Origin of the sequence: Arthrobacter sp. YAF34, from assembly GCF_052113245.1 — a bacterium.
Classification (GTDB): domain Bacteria; phylum Actinomycetota; class Actinomycetes; order Actinomycetales; family Micrococcaceae; genus Arthrobacter.
Map to the genome: position 1 here is coordinate 215,329 of NZ_JBFRCV010000008.1, position 19,434 is coordinate 234,762.

13 protein-coding genes and 1 pseudogene are annotated in these 19,434 nt (G+C 64.7%); 4 read left to right on the plus strand and 10 right to left on the minus strand.

All coding sequences use genetic code 11. The features are described from left to right. Positions 1-64 precede the first annotated feature (64 nt). Positions 65-1,993 carry a translational GTPase TypA gene (gene typA, locus AB4Y72_RS12075; RefSeq protein ID WP_441426390.1) on the minus strand — a complete coding sequence of 643 codons (1,929 nt, stop codon included), beginning with the start codon at positions 1,991-1,993 and terminating at the stop codon, positions 65-67. A gap of 437 nt (positions 1,994-2,430) precedes the next feature. Between typA and AB4Y72_RS12080 the strand changes: the two genes are divergently transcribed. Then, complete coding sequence (locus AB4Y72_RS12080; RefSeq protein ID WP_441426391.1) at positions 2,431-3,186, plus strand: SGNH/GDSL hydrolase family protein; 756 nt, start codon at positions 2,431-2,433, stop codon at positions 3,184-3,186. Positions 3,187-3,346: 160 nt separating this feature from the next. Here AB4Y72_RS12080 and AB4Y72_RS12085 read toward each other — a convergent pair whose 3' ends face one another. From AB4Y72_RS12085 to AB4Y72_RS12105, 5 genes are all read right to left on the minus strand, one after another. Further along, on the minus strand, positions 3,347-5,068 hold the full coding sequence (locus tag AB4Y72_RS12085; RefSeq protein ID WP_441426392.1) for an ABC transporter ATP-binding protein: 1,722 nt from the start codon (positions 5,066-5,068) through the stop codon (positions 3,347-3,349). Between the two features lie 11 nt (positions 5,069-5,079). Beyond that, complete coding sequence (locus tag AB4Y72_RS12090) at positions 5,080-6,075, minus strand: ABC transporter permease (RefSeq protein WP_441426393.1); 996 nt, start codon at positions 6,073-6,075, stop codon at positions 5,080-5,082. Next, on the minus strand, positions 6,065-6,994 hold the full coding sequence (locus AB4Y72_RS12095) for an ABC transporter permease (protein ID WP_441426394.1): 930 nt from the start codon (positions 6,992-6,994) through the stop codon (positions 6,065-6,067). The genes AB4Y72_RS12090 and AB4Y72_RS12095 overlap by 11 nt, the downstream gene beginning before the upstream one ends. Before the next feature lie 223 nt (positions 6,995-7,217). Further along, positions 7,218-8,858: a peptide ABC transporter substrate-binding protein gene (locus AB4Y72_RS12100; RefSeq protein ID WP_441426395.1), complete on the minus strand. Its 1,641-nt coding sequence runs from the start codon at positions 8,856-8,858 to the stop codon at positions 7,218-7,220. Between the two features lie 289 nt (positions 8,859-9,147). Further along, positions 9,148-10,974 carry an ABC transporter ATP-binding protein gene (locus tag AB4Y72_RS12105; RefSeq protein WP_441426396.1) on the minus strand — a complete coding sequence of 609 codons (1,827 nt, stop codon included), beginning with the start codon at positions 10,972-10,974 and terminating at the stop codon, positions 9,148-9,150. Between the two features lie 79 nt (positions 10,975-11,053). Between AB4Y72_RS12105 and AB4Y72_RS12110 the strand changes: the two genes are divergently transcribed. Next, positions 11,054-11,680 (plus strand): PH domain-containing protein, encoded by a 627-nt coding sequence (locus tag AB4Y72_RS12110; RefSeq protein WP_441426397.1) that lies wholly within the window; start codon positions 11,054-11,056, stop codon positions 11,678-11,680. A gap of 24 nt (positions 11,681-11,704) precedes the next feature. Here AB4Y72_RS12110 and AB4Y72_RS12115 read toward each other — a convergent pair whose 3' ends face one another. From AB4Y72_RS12115 to AB4Y72_RS12125, 3 genes are all read right to left on the minus strand, one after another. Beyond that, a complete protein-coding gene (locus tag AB4Y72_RS12115; protein WP_441426398.1) occupies positions 11,705-12,850 on the minus strand; it encodes an ABC transporter permease in 1,146 nt (381 codons plus the stop codon). After that, positions 12,847-14,388: an ABC transporter permease gene (locus tag AB4Y72_RS12120; RefSeq protein ID WP_441426399.1), complete on the minus strand. Its 1,542-nt coding sequence runs from the start codon at positions 14,386-14,388 to the stop codon at positions 12,847-12,849. The genes AB4Y72_RS12115 and AB4Y72_RS12120 overlap by 4 nt, the downstream gene beginning before the upstream one ends. 167 nt (positions 14,389-14,555) lie before the next feature. After that, the gene (locus AB4Y72_RS12125) at positions 14,556-16,337 is read right to left on the minus strand and encodes an ABC transporter family substrate-binding protein (protein ID WP_441426400.1); all 1,782 of its coding nucleotides are present in this window, start codon (positions 16,335-16,337) and stop codon (positions 14,556-14,558) included. Between the two features lie 433 nt (positions 16,338-16,770). Between AB4Y72_RS12125 and AB4Y72_RS12130 the strand changes: the two genes are divergently transcribed. Then, positions 16,771-16,968, plus strand: a complete 198-nt coding sequence (locus AB4Y72_RS12130) for a hypothetical protein (RefSeq protein ID WP_441426401.1) — start codon at positions 16,771-16,773, stop codon at positions 16,966-16,968. Between the two features lie 307 nt (positions 16,969-17,275). On the opposite strand, the gene AB4Y72_RS12135 is transcribed toward AB4Y72_RS12130, so the two are convergent. Next, positions 17,276-18,658: a YibE/F family protein gene (locus tag AB4Y72_RS12135; RefSeq protein ID WP_441426402.1), complete on the minus strand. Its 1,383-nt coding sequence runs from the start codon at positions 18,656-18,658 to the stop codon at positions 17,276-17,278. 308 nt (positions 18,659-18,966) lie between these two features. On the opposite strand from AB4Y72_RS12135, the pseudogene AB4Y72_RS12140 reads away from it, so the two are divergent. After that, positions 18,967-19,434 (plus strand): annotated as a pseudogene (locus AB4Y72_RS12140) (hypothetical protein); the annotation flags it as partial.

Genomic DNA, 19,434 nt, shown 5'->3' on the forward strand with positions numbered 1-19,434 from the left:
CAATGCCGCCTGCCGTACCGGCAGCTCTCCTATTCACGTGTCAGCCGAAGCCCGGGGACCGGGATCAGACCTTGGCGCGGGCGCGGTTGGCCTTGGCACGCTCGTTGGTGTCCAGGATCACCTTGCGGATGCGGATGGACTCCGGGGTAACCTCAACGCATTCGTCCTCACGGGCGAATTCGAGGGACTCTTCGAGGGTCAGGTCGCGCGGCGGCGTCAGGTTCTCGAAGGTGTCCGAGGAAGCTGCACGCATGTTGGTGAGCTTCTTTTCCTTGGTGATGTTGACGTCCATGTCGTCGGCGCGGGAGTTCTCGCCCACGATCATGCCTTCGTAAACCTCGGAGGTGGGCTTGACGAAGAACGAGCCGCGCTCCTGCAGGTTGATCATGGCGAACGGGGTCACCACGCCGGCGCGGTCGGCGATCATCGAACCGTTGGTGCGGTATTCGATGGGGCCGGCCCACGGCTCGTAGCCCTCGGAGATCGAGGCGGCGATGCCGGCGCCACGGGTGTCCGTGAGGAACTTGGTGCGGAACCCGATCAGGCCACGGGCCGGAACGATGAACTCCATGCGGCACCAGCCGGTGCCGTGGTTGGCCATGTTGGTCATGCGGCCCTTGCGGGCTGCCATGAGCTGGGTGACAGCGCCGAGATATTCTTCCGGCACGTCGATGGTCATGTGCTCCATCGGCTCGTGGATCTTGCCGTCGACCGTCTTGGTGACAACCTGCGGCTTGCCCACGGTCAGCTCGAAGCCTTCGCGGCGCATCTGTTCGACCAGGATGGCCAGCGCGAGCTCGCCACGGCCCTGGACTTCCCAGGCGTCAGGACGCTCGGTGGGGAGCACCTTGATGGAGACGTTACCGATCAGTTCCTTGTCCAGGCGGTCCTTCACCTGGCGGGCCGTGACCTTGGCGCCCTTGACCTTGCCGGCCAGCGGCGAGGTGTTGATACCGATGGTCATCGAGATGGCCGGGTCGTCAACGGTGATCAGCGGCAGCGGCTGCGGGTTGTCGACGTCGGTCAGGGTCTCACCGATGGTGATTTCCTCGATACCGGCGACGGCGACGATCTCGCCCGGGCCGGCGGATTCGGCCGGAACGCGGTCCAGTGCCTTGGTGGCCAGCAGTTCGGTGATCTTGACGCTCTTCAGCTCACCGTTGGCACGGGCCCAGGCCACGGTCTGGCCCTTGCGCAGGGTGCCGTTGTAGATGCGCAGCAGCGCGAGGCGGCCGAGGAACGGGGAGGCGTCCAGGTTGGTGACGTGCGCCTGCAGGACACCCTCCGGGTTGTAGGTCGGAGCCGGGATGTGCTCGATGATCGCGTTGAAGAGCGGCTCGAGGTCCTCGTTCTCCGGGGCGGTGCCGTCGGCGGGCTGCTCGAGGGAAGCGCGGCCGACCTTGGCGGCCGCGTAAACGACCGGGACGTTGAGGATCTTGTCCAGGTCCAGGTCCGGAACTTCGTCAGCGAGGTCGGAGGCCAGGCCCAGGAGCAGGTCCATGGACTCGTGGACAACTTCTTCGATCCGCGCGTCGGGGCGGTCGGTCTTGTTGACCAGGAGGATCACCGGCAGGTGGGCGGCGAGGGCCTTGCGCAGCACGAAACGGGTCTGGGGCAGCGGGCCCTCAGATGCATCGACGAGGAGGACGACGCCGTCGACCATGGACAGGCCGCGCTCCACCTCGCCACCGAAGTCGGCGTGGCCGGGGGTGTCGATCACGTTGATGGTGATGGTCTCGCCCTTGGAGGACGGACCGTTGTAGGCCACCGTGGTGTTCTTGGCCAGGATGGTGATGCCCTTTTCGCGCTCCAGGTCACCGGAGTCCATGACACGGTCTTCGAGGTGATTGTGCTCGGCAAAGGAGTTGGTCTGCTTGAGCATGGCGTCGACCAGAGTGGTCTTGCCGTGGTCAACGTGGGCCACGATCGCGACGTTGCGCAGGTCACTGCGCGATGCAGTGGCTACCGCGGTGTTGGTGGTGGTTTCAGACATGCGTTATTGCTCGATTCAGTGGTGAAGTCAGCTGTGGTATCGCGACATTTCCAACCGGAACGCACGACGGATACGCCCCTTTGGCACAGGGCACCTTCATCCATTCTAAGCGCTAGGTCATTTATTGGCCTAAAATGCCGAACCCTGATGGACTGGGCGGCGGCCCTCCGGCCGCCGCAGGCGCCGGAAGGATACACGAAAGCGGATTATTACTTGTGAGTAAAGTCACTGGATTTTCCAGCGCCCATGCACCATGATTGCCCTGATAGCAGCAGGCAAGCCCGGAGATATTCATGCGAAACGCCACGGCATTGTGCCGCTTTGTCGCAACGATGATCGCCGCAGGCGTAGTTCTTGGCGGCTGCGGACAAGCACCTACTTCACCTGCGTCTGACGCCGGCGCTTCCGTCGCGCTTCCCCATGCCGGCGCGGCGGGCATGGGAAATGGAGCGGCCGGCGGCGCCGACGGCCCGGTCGCCGCGGGCTCCCCCGCCAGGACGCGGATCGGTTCGGACGTAAACCCCGCCAGCCTGCCGGGCGGCGCGGTCTACCGCAATCCCGCGAACGGCCGCAGCGAGGTGATCGTTAAGGACACCAGCAACATGGCGGTGCTGATCGGCGACTCGCAGTCGGAACCGGCCTATGGGTGGACCAGGCAGGGACTGGCTGCGGCTGGGTACAAAGTCTTCTTCTGCGGCCGGGGCGGCACCGGCTACGTGGCAGCCAACGGCACCACCGGCAACTACATTGACGCGCTCCAGCGCGGCGACTGGAAGCTCCCCTATGGCATTCCTCCCCTCGTGGTGATCGAAGGTGGCGGGAACGACGCCGCACGCGGCGCCTCGGACGCGCAGATCGTCGACAACGCCGATCGGCTGATCACCAGCATCGAGCAGCGTTACCCCGCGGCCCGGTTGCTCATGGTCGGCACCCTCGCGCGGGGCGCGCACTACGGCGGTGGACGCCGGAGCGAGGTGGACGCCCTGCTGGGGACAGTGGCGAACCGGCACCGCCTGCCGTTCGTCAGCGCGGGCGACTGGCTCACCCGCTACAACCTCACGGGCTCGATGGCGGACGGGGTCCACCTGAACCGGCAGGGCCATGCGGCCCTGGGCGCCGTCTTCGGCCAGCGGCTGGAGTCGATGGGCTTTGACTATGCGGAGCCCGGCCTGCTCTCCGGCTTGTCCCGCTAGCGTCGGGCGTCCCCCACAGCACAAGTAAAAAACAGGACGAGCAAAAGAAACAGCACAACAATAAAGGAGCCGGTGCCCGCCCCATTGGGCGGACACCGGCTCCTTTACTACCAGCTTCTGCTAGCGGTGGACTTCTTCAGTCCCGATGGAAAGCGGCTGCTCAGGCCACGTCCATTTCCGGCGGCAGCATGAGGCCGGCACCGGGGATGGCGTTGAGCAGGGCCATGGTGTATTCCTGCTGCGGCGCATCGAAGACCTCATCCGTGGAACCGGTCTCCACCAGCTTGCCCTTCTCCATGACGCACACGTGGTCGGCGATTTGCCGGACCACCGCGAGGTCGTGGGTGATGAACAAGTAGGTGAGGCCGAGCCGGGACTGCAGGTCGGCGAGCAGGTTCAGCACCTGGGCCTGCACCAGCACATCCAGTGCCGAGACGGCCTCGTCGCAGATGATCACTTCGGGGTCCAGGGCCAGGGCGCGGGCGATCGCGACGCGCTGGCGCTGGCCGCCGGAGAGCTCATTCGGGTACCGCTGCATGGTGGACTGCGGCAGCGCCACCTGGTCCAGCAGTTCCCGGACCTTCTTCTCGCGGCTCGCCTTGTCCCCGATCCTGTGGGTCCGCAGCGGCTCCTCGATGGTCCTGAAGATGTTGTACATCGGGTCCAGCGAACCGTAGGGGTCCTGGAAGATCGGCTGCACCCGGCGCCGGAAGGCGAAGAGTTCCTTGCTGTTCAGCGTGGAGGTGTCCACGCCGTCGAAGATGATCTTGCCGGAGGTCGGCGACAGGAGGTTCAGCACCATCTGCGCCACCGTGGACTTGCCGGATCCCGACTCCCCCACGATCGCCGTCGTGGTTCCCCGCTTGACGTTGAAGGAGACGCCGTCGACGGCGGTAAAGTCCGTGGACTTCCCCAGTCCCGAACGCAGCTTGAACACCTTTTTGAGGTTCTGGATCTGCAGGACGTCGTCGGACGTGGCCGGTTCAACCGCACCGGTCTCGCTCGGGGCGAGCATGTCGTCGGTTTCCACGCCGAGATCCTTGGCGGCCTGGATGCGCCGGGACGCCAGCGACGGCGCCGAGGCAACCAGCCGCTGGGTGTACGGGTGCTGCGGGTTCTGCAGCAGCTCCAGCGACGGCCCGGATTCGACGACCTGGCCGCGGTACATGACCACTACCTGGTCGGCGCGCTCGGCGGCGAGGCCGAGGTCGTGCGTGATCAGCAGCACCGCGGTGCCGAGCTCCGTGGTCATCTTGTCCAGGTGATCGAGGATCTGGCGCTGCACGGTGACGTCGAGCGCCGAGGTGGGCTCGTCGGCGATGAGCAGGCGCGGCTGGCAGGCGAGCCCGATCGCGATCAGCGCGCGCTGGCGCATGCCGCCGGAGAACTCGTGCGGGTACTGCTTGGCGCGGCTGCCGGCGTCGGGCAGCCCGGCCTGGGACAGGACCTTGGCGACGTCCTCGGGGCCGCTGGGCAGGCCGTTGGCCTTCAGCGTCTCGCGGACCTGGTCGCCGATCTTCCACACCGGGTTGAGGTTGGACATCGGGTCCTGCGGGACCATGCCGATGCTGTTGCCGCGGAGTTCAATCATCCGCTTTTCGCTGGCGTTGGAGATGTCCTCGCCGTCGAACAGGATCTGGCCTGCCGCGACGCGCCCGTTGCCCGGGAGCAGGCCGATAGCGGCCAGCGCGGTGGTGGACTTCCCGGAGCCGGACTCGCCCACGATCGCGACGGTTTCACCCGGCATGATGGTGAGGCGGGCGTTGCGGACGGCGTTGACCTCGCCGTTGCTGGTGGTGAACCCGATGGCCAGGTCCTTGATTTCGAGCAGCGGGCGCTCGGTGGCGTCTGCAGCTTCCTGGAAGTCAACAGAGGCGCTCATGGTGTCCCCTTTCATCGCTTGCGGGCTTTGGGATCGAGGGCATCACGCAGGGCGTCGCCCAGCATGATGAAGCTCAGGACGGTGATGGACAGCGCGATGGCCGGGTACAGCAGCGGCATCGGGTTGGACCGGAGCGAGGATTGTGCCGCCTGGATGTCGTTGCCCCAGGACATGACGCTGGGGGGCAGCCCGATGCCCAGGAAGGACAGCGTTGACTCGGCCACGATGAACGTGCCCAGCGAGATGGTGGCCACGACGATGATCGGAGCCAGCGAGTTCGGCAGGACGTGGCGCATGAGGGCACCGAATTTCGAGACGCCCAGCGAGCGGGCGGCCGTGACGAAGTCCGCGTTGCGGACCTCGATGACGGCGCCGCGGGTGATGCGGGCGATCTGCGGCCAGCCGAAGACGATCAGGATGAGCACCAGGGTCCACACGGTCTTGTTCGTTCGGAACATCGGCAGCTGCATGAGCACGATCGCGCCCAGGATCAGGGGAAGGGCGAAGAAGATGTCATTGATGCGGGCCAGGACGGAGTCGATCCAGCCGCCGTAGTAGCCGGCTACGGCACCCAAGATGCCGCCGATCAGGAGGACCCCGATGGTGGTCAAAAGGCCCACTGTGACCGAGGAGCGTGTGCCGAAGATGACGCGGGCGTAGACGTCGCAGCCCTGCTGGGTGAAGCCCAGCGGGTGGCCGGTGACCGGGCCACCGTCGGAGTTGGCCAGCTGGCACGCTTCCGACGTCGGGTCGATCGGAGAGAACAATCCCGGGAAGAGGGAGACCGCCACGACCACGAGGATCAGGAATGCGGAGACGAGGAAGAGCGGCTGCTTGCGCAGGTTCTTCCAGGCCTCGCCCCACAGGCTCAGCGGTGCGGCTTCGTCCTTGACCCGATCCGTCACCTGGAGCGGGGTCTCGGAGACATCGGCCACGAAGTGCTCGGTTCGGCGGGCCGGACGGGTGGCGACGGCGTGCCGTGCGGTGGTGGTGTTATCAGGAGTCATAACGGATCCTCGGGTCAAGCCAGCCGTAAAGCAGGTCAACGAGCAGGTTGGACAGGCAGTAGATCAGCACCAGGACGGTGACGATCGAGACGACGGTGGGGCCTTCGCCCGACAGGACGGCCCGGTAGAGCCGGTTGCCTACGCCCGGGACGTTGAAGATTCCTTCCGTGACAATTGCCCCGCCCATCAAGGCACCGAGGTCGGCGCCCAGGAACGTAATGACGGGAATCAGGGAGTTGCGCAGGATGTGGACGCGGACCACCTGGAACCGGGAGAGGCCCTTGGCGGTGGCGGTGCGCACGTAGTCGGCGTTCATGTTTTCGATGACGGACGTGCGGGTCAGGCGCAGGACATAGGCGAAGGATCCCAATCCCAGCACGATCGCCGGCAGGATGAGGTCCGGGATGGTTGCCGCGGAGCTAACGGTCGGTTTGGCCCAGCCCAGCTGGACGCCGATGGTGAACTGCAGCAGGAAGCCCAGGACGAAGATCGGAATAGCGATCACGACCAGGGAGGCGATCAGGACCGTGGCGTCGAAGAACTTGCCTTTGCGCAGGCCCGCGATGAGGCCGAAGACGATGCCGAAAAATGCTTCGAAGATCAGCGCCATAATGGCCAGCCGTGCCGTGACGGGGAATACCTCGCCAAGCACGGTGGCGATGGGGCGCCCGGAGAAGTCCTGGCCGAGGTCGAACGTGAAGATGCTCTTGAGGTAGAGCAGGTATTGCATCCAGAACGGCTGGTCCAGGTGGTACTGCTCCCGCAGCTTGGCGGCCACGGCCACGTTGACCGGCTTGTCGCCGAACAGGGCCACGATGGGGTCGCCGGGCAGGCTGAAGACCAGGAAGTAGACCAGCAGTGTTGCGCCCAGGAAAACGGGAATCAATTGCAGGAAACGCTTGAGGATGTAGGTCGACATCAGCGAGTCACACCCTCGTTGGCAGGCATCCTGTCCAGGGATGCGGCGGAGTTGTTCATCAAAGAACCTTTTCACTATGGATGCAGGCCGGCGCCGGTACACTCGCGGCGGCAGGGCTGCGAAAAGTGGGCCCGAACAGCCGGGCACCAAGAAAATAAAAGGGAGGGGAAGCACGACGACGGCGGAGGCCCCAGAAAGGGCGGCCCCCGCCGTCGCTTAGGTGTTACTTGCCGGTGACGTTGTAGTACAGCGGGACGCCGTCCCAGCCGTAGTCAACGTTGCTGACCTTGTCGCTCCAGCCGCCCTGGGCAACCTGGTACCACAGGGGGATGGCCGGCAGGTCCTGGAGGAGGATCTCCTGGGCCTTGTTCATGGCCTTGTTGCCGTCGCTGACGGACGGGGCGTTCAGGCCGTCGGTAACGGCCTTGTCGAACGCCGGGTTCGCGTAGTTAGCGTCGTTGGAGCCGGCACCGGTCTTGTAGATCGGGCCGAGGAAGTTGTACAGCGACGGGTAGTCTGCCTGCCAGCCGGCGCGGATGGCGCCAGTGAGGGTCTTGGCGGTGGCGTCGTTGCGGGCTTCCTTGAACGTGGCGTACGGCTTGCCTTCAACCTTGATGCCGAGGGTGTTCTTGAGCTGGTTGACCACTGCTTCAACCCAGGCCTTGTGTCCGCCCTTGTCGGCGTTGTAGGCGATCGTGAAGGTCTCGTTGGGGTCCCACTTCTTGATCGCGTCGGCCTTGGCCCAAGCAGCCTTCGCCTTGTCGGCGTTGAACGTGAGGTTCTCCGCACCGGGGATCGAGTCGCTGTAGCCGTCAAGCACGGGAGCCGTGAAGTCCTTGGCAGGCTGGCGTGCACCGTTGAAGATCACCTTCGTGATCTCGTCGCGGTTGATGGCCATGGAGATCGCCTGGCGGCGGAGCTTTCCGGCCTCGCCACTCCATTCCGGCAGGTATTCCGGGATGGCGATGGTCTGGTTGCCGGCGTACGGCTTGTTGATGGTGCGGTCGCCGAGGTCAGACTTGTAGTTCTTCAGCGCGCTGGTCGGGATGGTCTGCAGGATGTCCAGGTTGTTGGACAGCAGGTCCTGGTAGGCCGCGTCGTCGTTCTGGTAGATCTTGAAGGTCACGCCGGCGTTCTTGGCCTTGCGCGGGCCGTTGTAGTCCGGGTTCGGAACGAGCTGGATCTGCACGTTGTGCTGCCAGCCGCCATCCGCAAGCTTGTACGGGCCGTTGCCGACCGGCTTCTCGCCGAACGCCTTCGGGTCCTTCAGGGCGCCGGAGGGAACCGGAACAAATGCGGTGTAGCCCAAGCGAAGCGGCCAGTCGGATTCCGGCTTCTTCAGTTCGACGGTGAACGTCTGGTCGTCAACGACCTTCAGGCCGGACATGGTCTCCACTTTGGAGCCTTCTGCGCTGGCCTCATCGTAGCCCTTGATGCTTTCGAAGAAACTGCCGCTGAGCTGGGCGTTCTTGGCTGCTGCACCGAAGTTCCAGGAATCAACGAAGGTCTTGGCCGTGATGGCCTCGCCGTTCGTAAACTTCTCGCCCTTCTTCACCTTGATGGTGAAGTGCTGGCCGTCTTTGCCCTCGATGGACTGGGCGAGTTCGTTAACCGCTTTGCCGCTGGCGTCGTAGCTGACCAGTCCAGCGAAGATCATGTCGATGACCTTGCCGCCGCCAACTTCGTTGGTGTCGGCCGGCATCAGGGGACGCTGGGGCTCGGAGCCGTCGGCGAGGATAACTTTGCTGGTGTCGCCACCGGTGCTGCCGCTACCGGTCGCGGAGCCGCTGGCACCGCATCCGGTCAGGGCCAGGGCGGCGATGGCCACCATGCCCAGTGCTTTGGAAGTGCGCGAAAAACGCATTCCGCCTCCTATGAGTTGTGGGAGTTCGTGAGGGAAAAACTTATGCTTCCCCGCAAGCAGGCACAGGGGTATCCCCTGTGACGTGCTTCATATGGAAGTAGCCTAGCCCTAAATTGTCCGAATGTTGGAACTCCGTTGCCAAACCGTGATTCGACAGACCCATGACGGCTAGCGTCAAGCGCAAAGTATTTCAAGTCACACGCTACTGGCTGGTACGATACGCCCCTCCTGTGATCCGGGTTACCTTGGATTAACTGAATGTGATCGGTTTTAAGCTCCGCTGCGCCCCTCAGCTGGCCCCGGAAAGCAGTTGCGCGCGCAGTTCGCGACGCTCACGCTGCTTGTCCGGATCCGGCAGCGGTACAGCTGCCAGGAGCCGCTGGGTGTAGGGCTCCTGGGGGTTGCGGAGGATCTGGTCCCTGGTCCCCTGCTCCACGATCCTGCCGCGCTGCATAACGCAGATCCGGTCCGCGAGCACGTCCACCACGGCCAGGTCATGGGTGACGAAGAGACATGCGAATCCCAGTTCCTTCTGCAAGTTCTGGAACAGATCCAACACCCTGGCCTGAACCGAGACATCGAGGGCGGACGTTGGCTCGTCGGCGACCATCAGTTTCGGCTTAAGTGAGAGGGCGCGCGCGATTCCCACGCGCTGCTTCTGGCCCCCGGAGAGTTCGTGCGGGTAGCGGTTGCGGTAGTCGCGCGGGAGCTCCACCTGGTCCAGGAGGGCCTCGATCCGATGTTGCAGCTCGGCCCCCTTCGCGACCTTGGCCAGGAACATCGGCTCGCCAATGCTCTCGCCGATCGGCAGCCGGGGGTTCAGGGAGGAGGACGGATCCTGGAACACCATGCCAACATGCCGTCGCATCTCGTGCAGCTGACGGCCGTTCCTCTTGGCCGCGGAAATGTCCTGCCCAACCACCCGCATGGTTCCCGCCGCTACCGGCAGGAGTCCGACGGCGGCACGGCCGATCGTGGTCTTGCCCGAGCCGGACTCGCCCACGAGGCCCACCACCTGGCCGGGATAGATGACCAGGTTGGCCCCTTCCACGGCCCGGAAAGCCGGCACGCGGCCTTGCTTCGGGTATTCGATAGCCACGTCCTTGAGCTCCAGGACGGGATCGCCCTTCGGCTTGGCTGCCTCGGCCACTGCCAGGGCGGCGGCGTTCTCCCGCTCCCGCCGGATCAGCTCTTCTTCCGGGATGGAGAGGATCTCCGCGTGGGTGGCGGCGGCCAGAGCGGCAGTGACGTCCACTTCCGCCACGGAATCGACGCCGCCCTGGCCCAGGTGCGGTACGGCGGCCAGCAGCGCCTGGGTGTATTCGTGCTGCGGGTTGTGGAAGATCTGCGCGGCCGTCCCGGTCTCCACAATCAGGCCCTTGCGCATGACGGCGATCCGGTCGGCGAGGTCGGCCACCACGCCCATGTCGTGGGTGATCAGCACGATGGCGCTGTCAAGTTTGTTCCTCAAGTTGCGCATGAGGTCAAGGATTTCGGCCTGAACCGTCACATCGAGGGCCGTGGTGGGCTCGTCGGCGATCAGCAGCTTCGGGTCGCAGGAGAGCGACTGCGCGATCATGGCGCGCTGGCGCTGGCCTCCGGAAAGCTGGTGTGGGTAAGATCGGAAGGCTTTTTCCGGATCGGGCAATTCCACAAGCTCGAGCATGTGCAGGGCCCGGATCCGCGCCTCTTCCGGCGAGACCTCATTGTGCAGGCGCACAGTTTCGACAATCTGCGACCCCACGGTGTAGACCGGGTTCAAGGCCGTCATGGGCTCCTGGAAGATCACCGCGACATCCTTGCCGCGGACGGCACGGATATTGGTCTCATTGGCTCCCAGCAGTTCACGGCCGGCGAGCTTGACACTTCCAGTCACACGGCTATTTGTGGGCAGCAGGCCCAGAAGCGCCATCGAACTGGCACTTTTTCCGGATCCGGACTCCCCCACGATGGCGAGCACTTCACCGGCCCGCACCTCGTAGTTCAGTCCGATAGCGGCCGGGACCCATTTCTTGTCCACGCCGAAGTCCACGCTGAGGTCGCGGACTTCCAGGACGGTTTCGCCCCGGCTGGGGGCAGCGTCCTTTGGCGGATCGAGGGTGATGAAGTCAGTCATGATGGGTCCATCCTTCCGCCCGAGCCGCCGACGCACCGGGGATTAGTGCTGCGGCTCGGAATACTGAATTATTAGGGGCATGAGACCTGCGCCGCATGCCGGAAATGTTGAAGTCTTCAAGGCACGAACGAACAAATGGTTCGCGTGGCTGTCCTGGGCCGTGGCCGGGTTCGGTGTTGTGGTCACGGCGGTCTCGGCAGGTCCAGGGGCGCTGGCGGGCGTCGCCCCGCTGGCATTCATTGCCTTCATGGGCTGGCAACTGTTCTGGATGCCGTCCGTGGTGGTCCACGACGCCGGCGTCACCCTGGAAAATCCGTTCCGCTCGATCGAGGTCCCATGGGCCGCGCTGGTGCACGTCGATACGCGCTTCGCGCTCACCCTGGTCACCGCCGAGAAGAGCTACACGTCGTGGGCCGCGCCCGCCCCGGGCATCTGGGGCGGGCGCCACGCCCGCCCCGAGGACCTCCACGGCCTGCCGGCAACCACGTATGGTCCCGGCAAGTCGGTCCGTCCGGGCGACCTGAAGACCACGGACTCCGGCCAGGCCGCCATGCTGGTGCGGGCACGGTGGCACGACCTGGTGGAAGACGGGCAACTCGGCGCCGACGACGCCGCCAGCACCGCGACCGTCACCGTCCGCTGGGTGGCGCTTGGCGCCGTCGTACTGCTCTTGGCGGCGAGCTACCTGGCGATTACCGCCCGCTAGAACCGCCGTGCGCGGGGCTGGCATTTACTGGTCCCGTGTTCCGTCTGCCGGTCCGTCATGCCGGGGCCCTTCAGGCTCGGGTCCGTCGAGGGCGGTGACGGCGCTTGCCTGCACCGCCGGTGCGCCGTGATCGACTGCCTTCTTGGCGTTGAACTTCTTCTGCCGCGGATCAAAGGCGTCCCGCAGGCCGTCGCCGATGAAGTTGATGCTGAGGCAGATGAGCACGATGAACATGCCCGGGAACCAGAAGAGCCAGGGCCGGGTGGCGAAGGCCTGCTGGTTCTGTGAGATGAGCAGGCCGAGGGACGTGTCCGGGGCCTTGACGCCGACGCCGAGGTAGCTCAGTGCCGTTTCGGTGAGGATTGCCGCAGACATTGTCAGGGTCACGTTCACGATCAGCACGCCGACGGCGTTGGGCAGGATGTGCTTGAAGATGATCCGCGCGTTGCTTGCACCCGAAATCCGGGCCGCATCGACGAACTCGCGTTCGCGCAGCGACAGGAATTCGCCGCGCATCAGGCGGGCCAGTGCGACCCAGCTGATCAGGCCCAGGAAGATTCCGAGGGCGAGGACGCCGTTGGTGCTGGTGAACGAGGCGAACCAGCTTCCCTGGTCCCGGCGGCCGGCGAGCTGGGCCATGACGGCGGCCAGCAGCAGCGCGGGAATGATGATGATGACGTCGGTCACGCGCATCAGGATGGCCTCGGCCCAGCCCCGGAAGTAGCCGGAAATCGCACCGACGACGACGCCGATCAGGCCGGCGATAAGGCCGATCACGACCATGATGGTGATGGACTGCTGCGCGCCGCGCATGGTCATGGCGAAGACGTCGCGGCCGATCCGGTCCTGGCCGAAGGGATGTTCGCCCCAGACGGGCGGCCACAACGAGAGGGTGGGTACGCCGTCGTTGATCAGCGGCGAGACTTGCTCGTGGGTGTACTTCCACCAGCCCGGGATGCCTAGGTAGCCCACCGAGGTGAAGGCCAGGACAAAGATAAAGGCGAAAACTACGAGGCCGATGATGGCCCCGGAGTGCCCGAGGAACCGCTTCCGGACGATCTGGCCCTGGCTGAGGCCCTTGGCCTCGAGGACCGGCTCAATGCCTGCCGCGGCTGATTTCCGCGCGCCGTCTTCGGCCATGATTACTTCCTGCTGACTTGGCTGGCTCATGCTTTTACCCTTACGCGCGGATCCAGTGCGGAGTATGCCAGGTCCGCAATGAGGTTGAAGACCATGGCCGTGATGGCCACGCAGATGAAGACGCCCATGACCGGGTTGGGATCGACGTGCGAGATTCCGTCCAGGAACAGGAAGCCCATGCCGCGGACCGAGAACACTGTTTCGGTGATGACGGCACCGCCGATCAGAGCTCCGATGTCGAAGGCCACAATCGTGGCGATCGGGATCAGGGCGTTGCGGAAGGCGTGGCGCATGACGACGGTCCGCTCGCTGAGGCCTTTGGCCCGGGCCGTGCGGATGTAGTCCATGTTCATGATTTCCAGCATTGAGGCCCGGGTGAACCGTGTGTAGCTGGCCAACGAGATCAGGATCAGGGCCAGGGTCGGCAGGATCAGGTGGGTGAAGGAGTCAAGGCTCAGGACCCAGAAGTCGCCCTGAATGTTCGGGGTGCTGGCACCGATAGTGGCGATGGGCCGGCCGCGCACACGGCTGTTGTTGAAGTAGGTGGGCCAGGCCTGCATATAACGGTCCAGCAGAATCAGGAAGCCGACCAGGAACGAGGTGATCCCCGCGGCCCGCATGGACTGTCCGCGGTCGTAGCCTCCCACCAGGTAGCCAATGCCCATGCCGATCAGGACGAACACGACCGCCAGGATCACAATCATGAGGAACGTGGCCTCGTTGAGCAGCGGCTGCAGGAGGAAGTACAGCACGACGCCAACGCCGACGGAGATCAGGGCCGACTGCAGGGCCTTGCGGTTTTTCAGTCCCGCGGAGAGCAGGGTGACAGCGAAGGCGATGCCCACACCGGCGATGGCGATGACCACGGGGCCCAAGCCCGGGGTCTTGAACCATTCGGTGGCGGAAAAGTAGATCAGCACGACGGTGACGAAAGCGAAGGCGATGGCGCCGGCCATCAGCCTGCGCTTCATGGCCCCGCCCGCCGCGACAGCTGTCAGCGCGCCGGCGACGACGCCGATGCCCAGGGCCACGGTCAGCGGAACCTCGGGGTTTCGCAGGAAGTTGTTGAAGCCGATGGCGCCGAATTCCTTGAGCAGGACGGCAACCCAGAAGATCGGCAGGGAGAAGAAGAGGAAGGCCATGAAGGTCACGCCGTAGTCCAGCGTGCTGTACTGCCGCAGGGCGGTGACGATGCCCAGGGTAATGCCGATCAGGATGGCGAGCACGGTTGCCGCGGTGACGAGCGTCAGGGTCTGCACGAGCGCGAAGCCGAGAGCCTCGGTGACGGGCTGGCCGGCGATGTTCTTTCCGAGGTCACAGGAGTTGGCAAACGGAACGACGCATTGGATCGCGCCGCCGAACCATTTGAAATACCGCAGCGGGGCTGGGGTGTCCAGCTGCAGGAGCTCGGTCCTCGCGTCCATGAGCGCTTGCTTTTGCGGGGTGGGGTTGGCACGGAGATCTTCTAGGGGATCGCCGGACGCCGCTGTCAGGAGATACACGAAGTACGATGCGCCGAGCAAGATGAGGGCGGCAGTCAGAAGCCGCCGGAAGATGTAGGTCACCATTGGAATAGAACCTCGGAATTCGGGTCCGGGGATGGCCCGGACCGGTCGCGGAGTTTGGCCGTTCCCGCCGATGTAGCGGCGGGGCCGGGGAGGTCGCCAGAAAGGCGCCGGGACCGAAGAAGCTGTGGTCCCGACGCCTTTCCAGCAGTGTTACTTGCGGTCGCGGGCTACTTCTGTGCCCATTCCCAGAAGTTCCACCAAACGCCGGTCTGGTTCGGCATGTACTTCACACCGGTGACACGGTCGCTGTATGCGTCCACGCCAACCGACTGGAAGAGCGGAAGGCCGTAGGCGGAGTCCCAGATCATCTTGTCGATCTGCGTTACGAGTCCGTCCTGCTTGCTCTTGTCGGTGGTGACAATCAGTTCGTCCATCAGCTTGTCCGCTGCCGGGTCACTGAATTTGTTGAAGTTGGAACCATTGCCGGACTTGAAGATCTGCGGGACGCCGGACACGCCGACACCGGAGTTGCTCCAGCCGAAGATGGTGGCATCGTAGGTGCCGTCGCCGAGGGCCTTGCCCCAGTCGGCCTTGCCGAGGCCGCCGTCAACGATCTTGAAGCCGGCCTTGGTGGCGGACTCGCTGATCAGGGAGAAAGCGTCAACACGGTTGGGGTTGTCCTTGTTGTACATGATGCGGACCGAGGGGGTGGCGCCGTTGAGGAGCTTCTTGGCGCCCTCGATGTCCACACCCTGGTAGGCGGAGGACCCGTTGTTCTTCGCGGAGTCGGCGTACGGTGCCTGGTCCGGGACGAAGAGCTGGGAGTCAAGCGGCGTGGCCTTCGGGTCGAGCTTCTTGACGATCTTGTCGACGATGTCCGCACGCGGGACGGCCTTCATGAACGCCTCGCGGACGTTCTTGTCGGCAAACGGGCCGGAGTAGTTCAGGTCGAGGTGGTCGTACGCGAGCTGGTGGCCGACGTCGACCGTCACGCCCTGGCTTTCGAGGGCCTTGAGCTGTTCCACGGTGTCAGCGGACGCCTGCGGGGCGATGATGTCGGCTTCGCCGTTCTTGAGCGCCTGGACCTGGGCGGGGGCCTCACCGATGTAGCGGACGGTGATTTCGTCCAGGTTGGGAATCGGACCCCAGTTGTAGTCCTTGTTCTTGACCATGGTCATCGACTGGTCCTGGTTGATGCTCTTGACGATGAAGGGGCCATCGGAGAGGAAGAGGCTCGGATCGGCCGGCAGGGTCTTGGTGTCAAAGCCGGTGTTCCACATGTCCGCCATGGCCTTCAGCTTGGCGTTCGCCGGCTTGGGAGCCTTGGCGTCGCCTCGGGGCATGCTCTTGAGGAGGTCAAGGAAGGCCTTGGTGTCCGCCAGGCCTGCCTTCTTGGCGAGGACGTGGGCCGGCACGTCGATGCCGGGGCCGCCGAGGGCGATTTCCCAGTCCGCGAAGGGCTTGGAGTACTTCACGGTCATGCTGCGGCCGTCGTCACCGAGTTCCGGGAAGTCGGTGAGGGCAAGACCGGTGGGGTCGCCGGCGTAGGAGAAGTACGACGTACCCTTCTTGCCGTCCGCAGAGGCGTCGTTGTAGTAGCCGGAGAAAGCGGCCCACTGCAGCACGAGGTCGGCTGCGGTGACAGGCGTGCCGTCAGACCACTTCACGCCGTCGTTGACGGTGTACTTGACCGTCAGCGGATTGTCGGAGACCTTTTCCATCTTGCCGAACTTCTCGTTGCGGACGACGTTAAGCTTGTTGTCGATGTAGAAGAAGCCTGAGTGCGTGGCGTAGCTGATCTTTGAGTTGATATCAGTGTTGCCGTCGGCCGTATTCGGGTTGAACGTGTTGAACGCGTTGACCTCTACAACGGTTGCCGATCCGCCTTGCTTGCCTGCCGCAGCCGCGGTGGACGGGGTTGTCCCGCCGCCGTTGCCTGCGCAGGCGCTGAGTGCGATGGCAGCTACTGCTGCCACGCCCACTGCTTTGGAAATACGACCCAAGCGCATTCCGCCTCCTTGTTTCTGTGGTGTGGGTGAGACCGGCGCCGGAAGCGCCAGACAGACGTCCACACTCCCCCAGCGGCAGTGTGGCCCGTCTCACATGGCATGAAGCGTAAACCCCCAAGGCCACTTGGGGCCACCATTGTTGACTCACCGTAAAGTTCGTTATCGAGCTGCAACATTGGAGGCGCTCCGCAGTGGAGGCTCTAGCCCAAAACATTGACTGAGGCGTAACAAAAGGATAAAAGCGCCGGACACAGGAAAAGCCCCAATTCGAAAATCGGAGCCTTCCAGTTAATTCGCTATTACTCGGCGGAAATACCGCTCCGCGGGGTGGCGGAGGGTCAGACGTTGAAGCGGAACTCCACCACGTTCCGAAACCAAGTAACCTCTGCGCCCCCGTCGTGCAGGTCTGTACCTACTTCCCGCTCTCACCCCCGTGACTGCAATGCACCGCAACGCCTTCGGCACCCTCTCACAGGTCGAGGCAACCATCGTCATCGCCGAACTCGTCATCGCGGGATTCCTCATCATCCGCCTAGCCGTCCACATCTTCCGCTACGGGTTTATCCAATGCTCGGGCAAGCTCTCCATCACAGGTACGTTCCGCAAAGGCGGCACACCCGCCGGTAAGTGAAACTGCACAGAGCACACAGCGAGGCCTTTGACACGACCCTCCCACCTCCCATGACGAGTGCACCTCCGCGACGTGCAACTACTTTCCCCCTACAGCGAGCCTCCCGGCCGTATCCGTCCAGGGTCGTCGACGGAAAGGACCGGGGGCGGTCACCGGCTCGACAGTGGCCGCGTGGGTCAATGTTTGGGTGCTCACGAGGTGATGCTCTGTTTCGCTGGAGCGGGGCGGGTTTTGCAAGCGGGGTCTTAGCCTTCATTTCCGTGGGATTCCGGCCCGCACCGGGCCGCCGGCCGCGGCTTATGGAAATTTATCTGCCGGCGCCCTGTGTCGCCTGGCGGCGTTCGCGGCGGGATTCGTAGACGGCTTCCAGCACTGCGTTGTCCTCGATGTCGTCGCGCGGGACCGCGGCGGTGGCGGCAGGGGGGCGTGGTTCCTGTGGCGGGCTGATGTCCTCGTCTCCCCCGGTCCGGGCGGTGGCTTTGACGACGAGGACGGCGAGGATCGTCGTGACGGGGACGGCCAGGACCAGTCCGATGGAGGCGGCGAGGGTGCGCACGACTTCTTCGGCGAGTTGGCCGCTGGTGAGGGCGTCCAGCAGCGGCCGGTCGTAGAGCATGACCAGAATCAGCACGGGGAGGGCGGCCCCCGCGTAGGCGAAGGCGATGGTGTAGACGGTGGAGGCGATGTGGTCCCGGCCGATGCGCATCGCGGAGGTGAACAGGTTCCGCGCCGTCGTCGCGGGGGCCAGTTCGTAGAGTTCCCAGACGGCGGAGGACTGGGTGATGGTGACGTCGTTGAGCACGCCCAGACCCGAGATGATCAGCCCGCACGTGATGATGCCGGAGATGGAGAGCTTGTCGGAGACGTTGATGAGCTGGTAGGTGTTCTCGTCCCCGATGCCCGTCAAGTATGCGGCCGAGACCGCCCACGACGTCAGAAGTGCGGTGATGCCGAGGCCGAAGAGAGTGCCCAGCAGGGCGGTTGAGGTGCGCGCGGAGAATCCGTGGGCGAAATACAGGACCCCGAACATGATGGCCGAGGCACCAGCCAGGGCCACCGGGAGGGCGGGGCGGCCCTCCAGCAGGGCAGGCAGCACGAACGAGGCCAGGATGACGTAGGCGCCGACGAGCCCGATGATCGCGCGCAGGCCTCGCCAGCGGGCGACGGCGATCACGGTCACGGCATACAGCAGCGCCAGGAGCAGGACGGGGACCGTGCGGACGAAGTCCACGAACACGTACTGCGATCCTCCGCTGGCCGGGGCAACCCTAGAGAGGTTCAGGTAACGCAGCTTGTCGCCGGCCTTGACCCCGTGGGACTTGGCAATCTCCGGGGTGATCTCCACGGCGACAAGATTCCCGCCCTGGTCCGGCTGGGTGTGGGCGACGAGGCACTTCGTCCCGGTGCCCCCGGCCGCGACAACCGGGGCCGACGAAGGACAGTCTTCCACGCCGGCGCTTAGCACCGTACCGGTATCGAAGCTGACCCCGGGCGCGGCAGCATACGGACTCGAGATCTTCAGGTCCCCGCGGTTGCCTGTGGGCCACATCAGGACCATCGCCGCCACCGTCAGCGCCGCCAGCGGGACGAGGACGGCCAAAAGCAGGATGTTGGCCCTGCGCCGGCCGGCCACCGCCCGGGCGGAAAGATCCTTCCCGCCGGACCCCGTGTGTGAATGTCCATGACCCATCAGCTGCTCAACCTCATCATTCGAGGATAAATGCCCCGCGGCCGATGTCCGGCCAGCCGCATCCGTGACTACGTGGCGCCCCGGCCGCGTCGCCGCCGCCGGCCACACCGGTCCGCCGCGAAGCGCCGGCAACAGGTGAAACAAGTGGAAGAGACATGTCGGGCCCGAAATCACATGGATAAGTCCAGTAACGACTACCCGTGACCGACAGTGGTGGCACTCCTAGGATTCGACGTGGGCCGCTGGCGGCCCGTTGCAGTTCGTTCGGAGGCGGGGGGTCGTTTATGAAATCCGCAAAAATTTTGGTCGTGGCTTGCCTGCTGTTCGGCTGGCTGGCCGGCCCGGCGCGCGCCGCAGACGATGCTCCGGCAACCCCTCCTCCGGATGCCGCGGCGCTGGGAAATGACATCTCGTGGCCTCAGTGCGGCGCTCATCTTCCGAATCCCGCGAAGTTCGCCGTCATAGGCGTCAACGGCGGCCGGCCGGACACAAAGAATCCATGTCTGCTCACGCAGTTGGCCTGGGCCGCAGGCACGGTCGATGCGCCAGCCGGGACACCGGTCCCGGTCTACGTCAACACCGCCAATCCGGGACGCGACGGATCCTCGTGGTGGCCCACATCGAACGCCTACCGCGGGAAGGACCTTACCAACCCCTATGGGATCTGCGACGGTACTTCCACTCCGGCCTGCGCCTACACGTACGGCTACGCCATGGCCTTCGACGATGCCAATTTGCGCGGCGTCCCCGATCCGGCGCACCATCTGTGGTGGCTG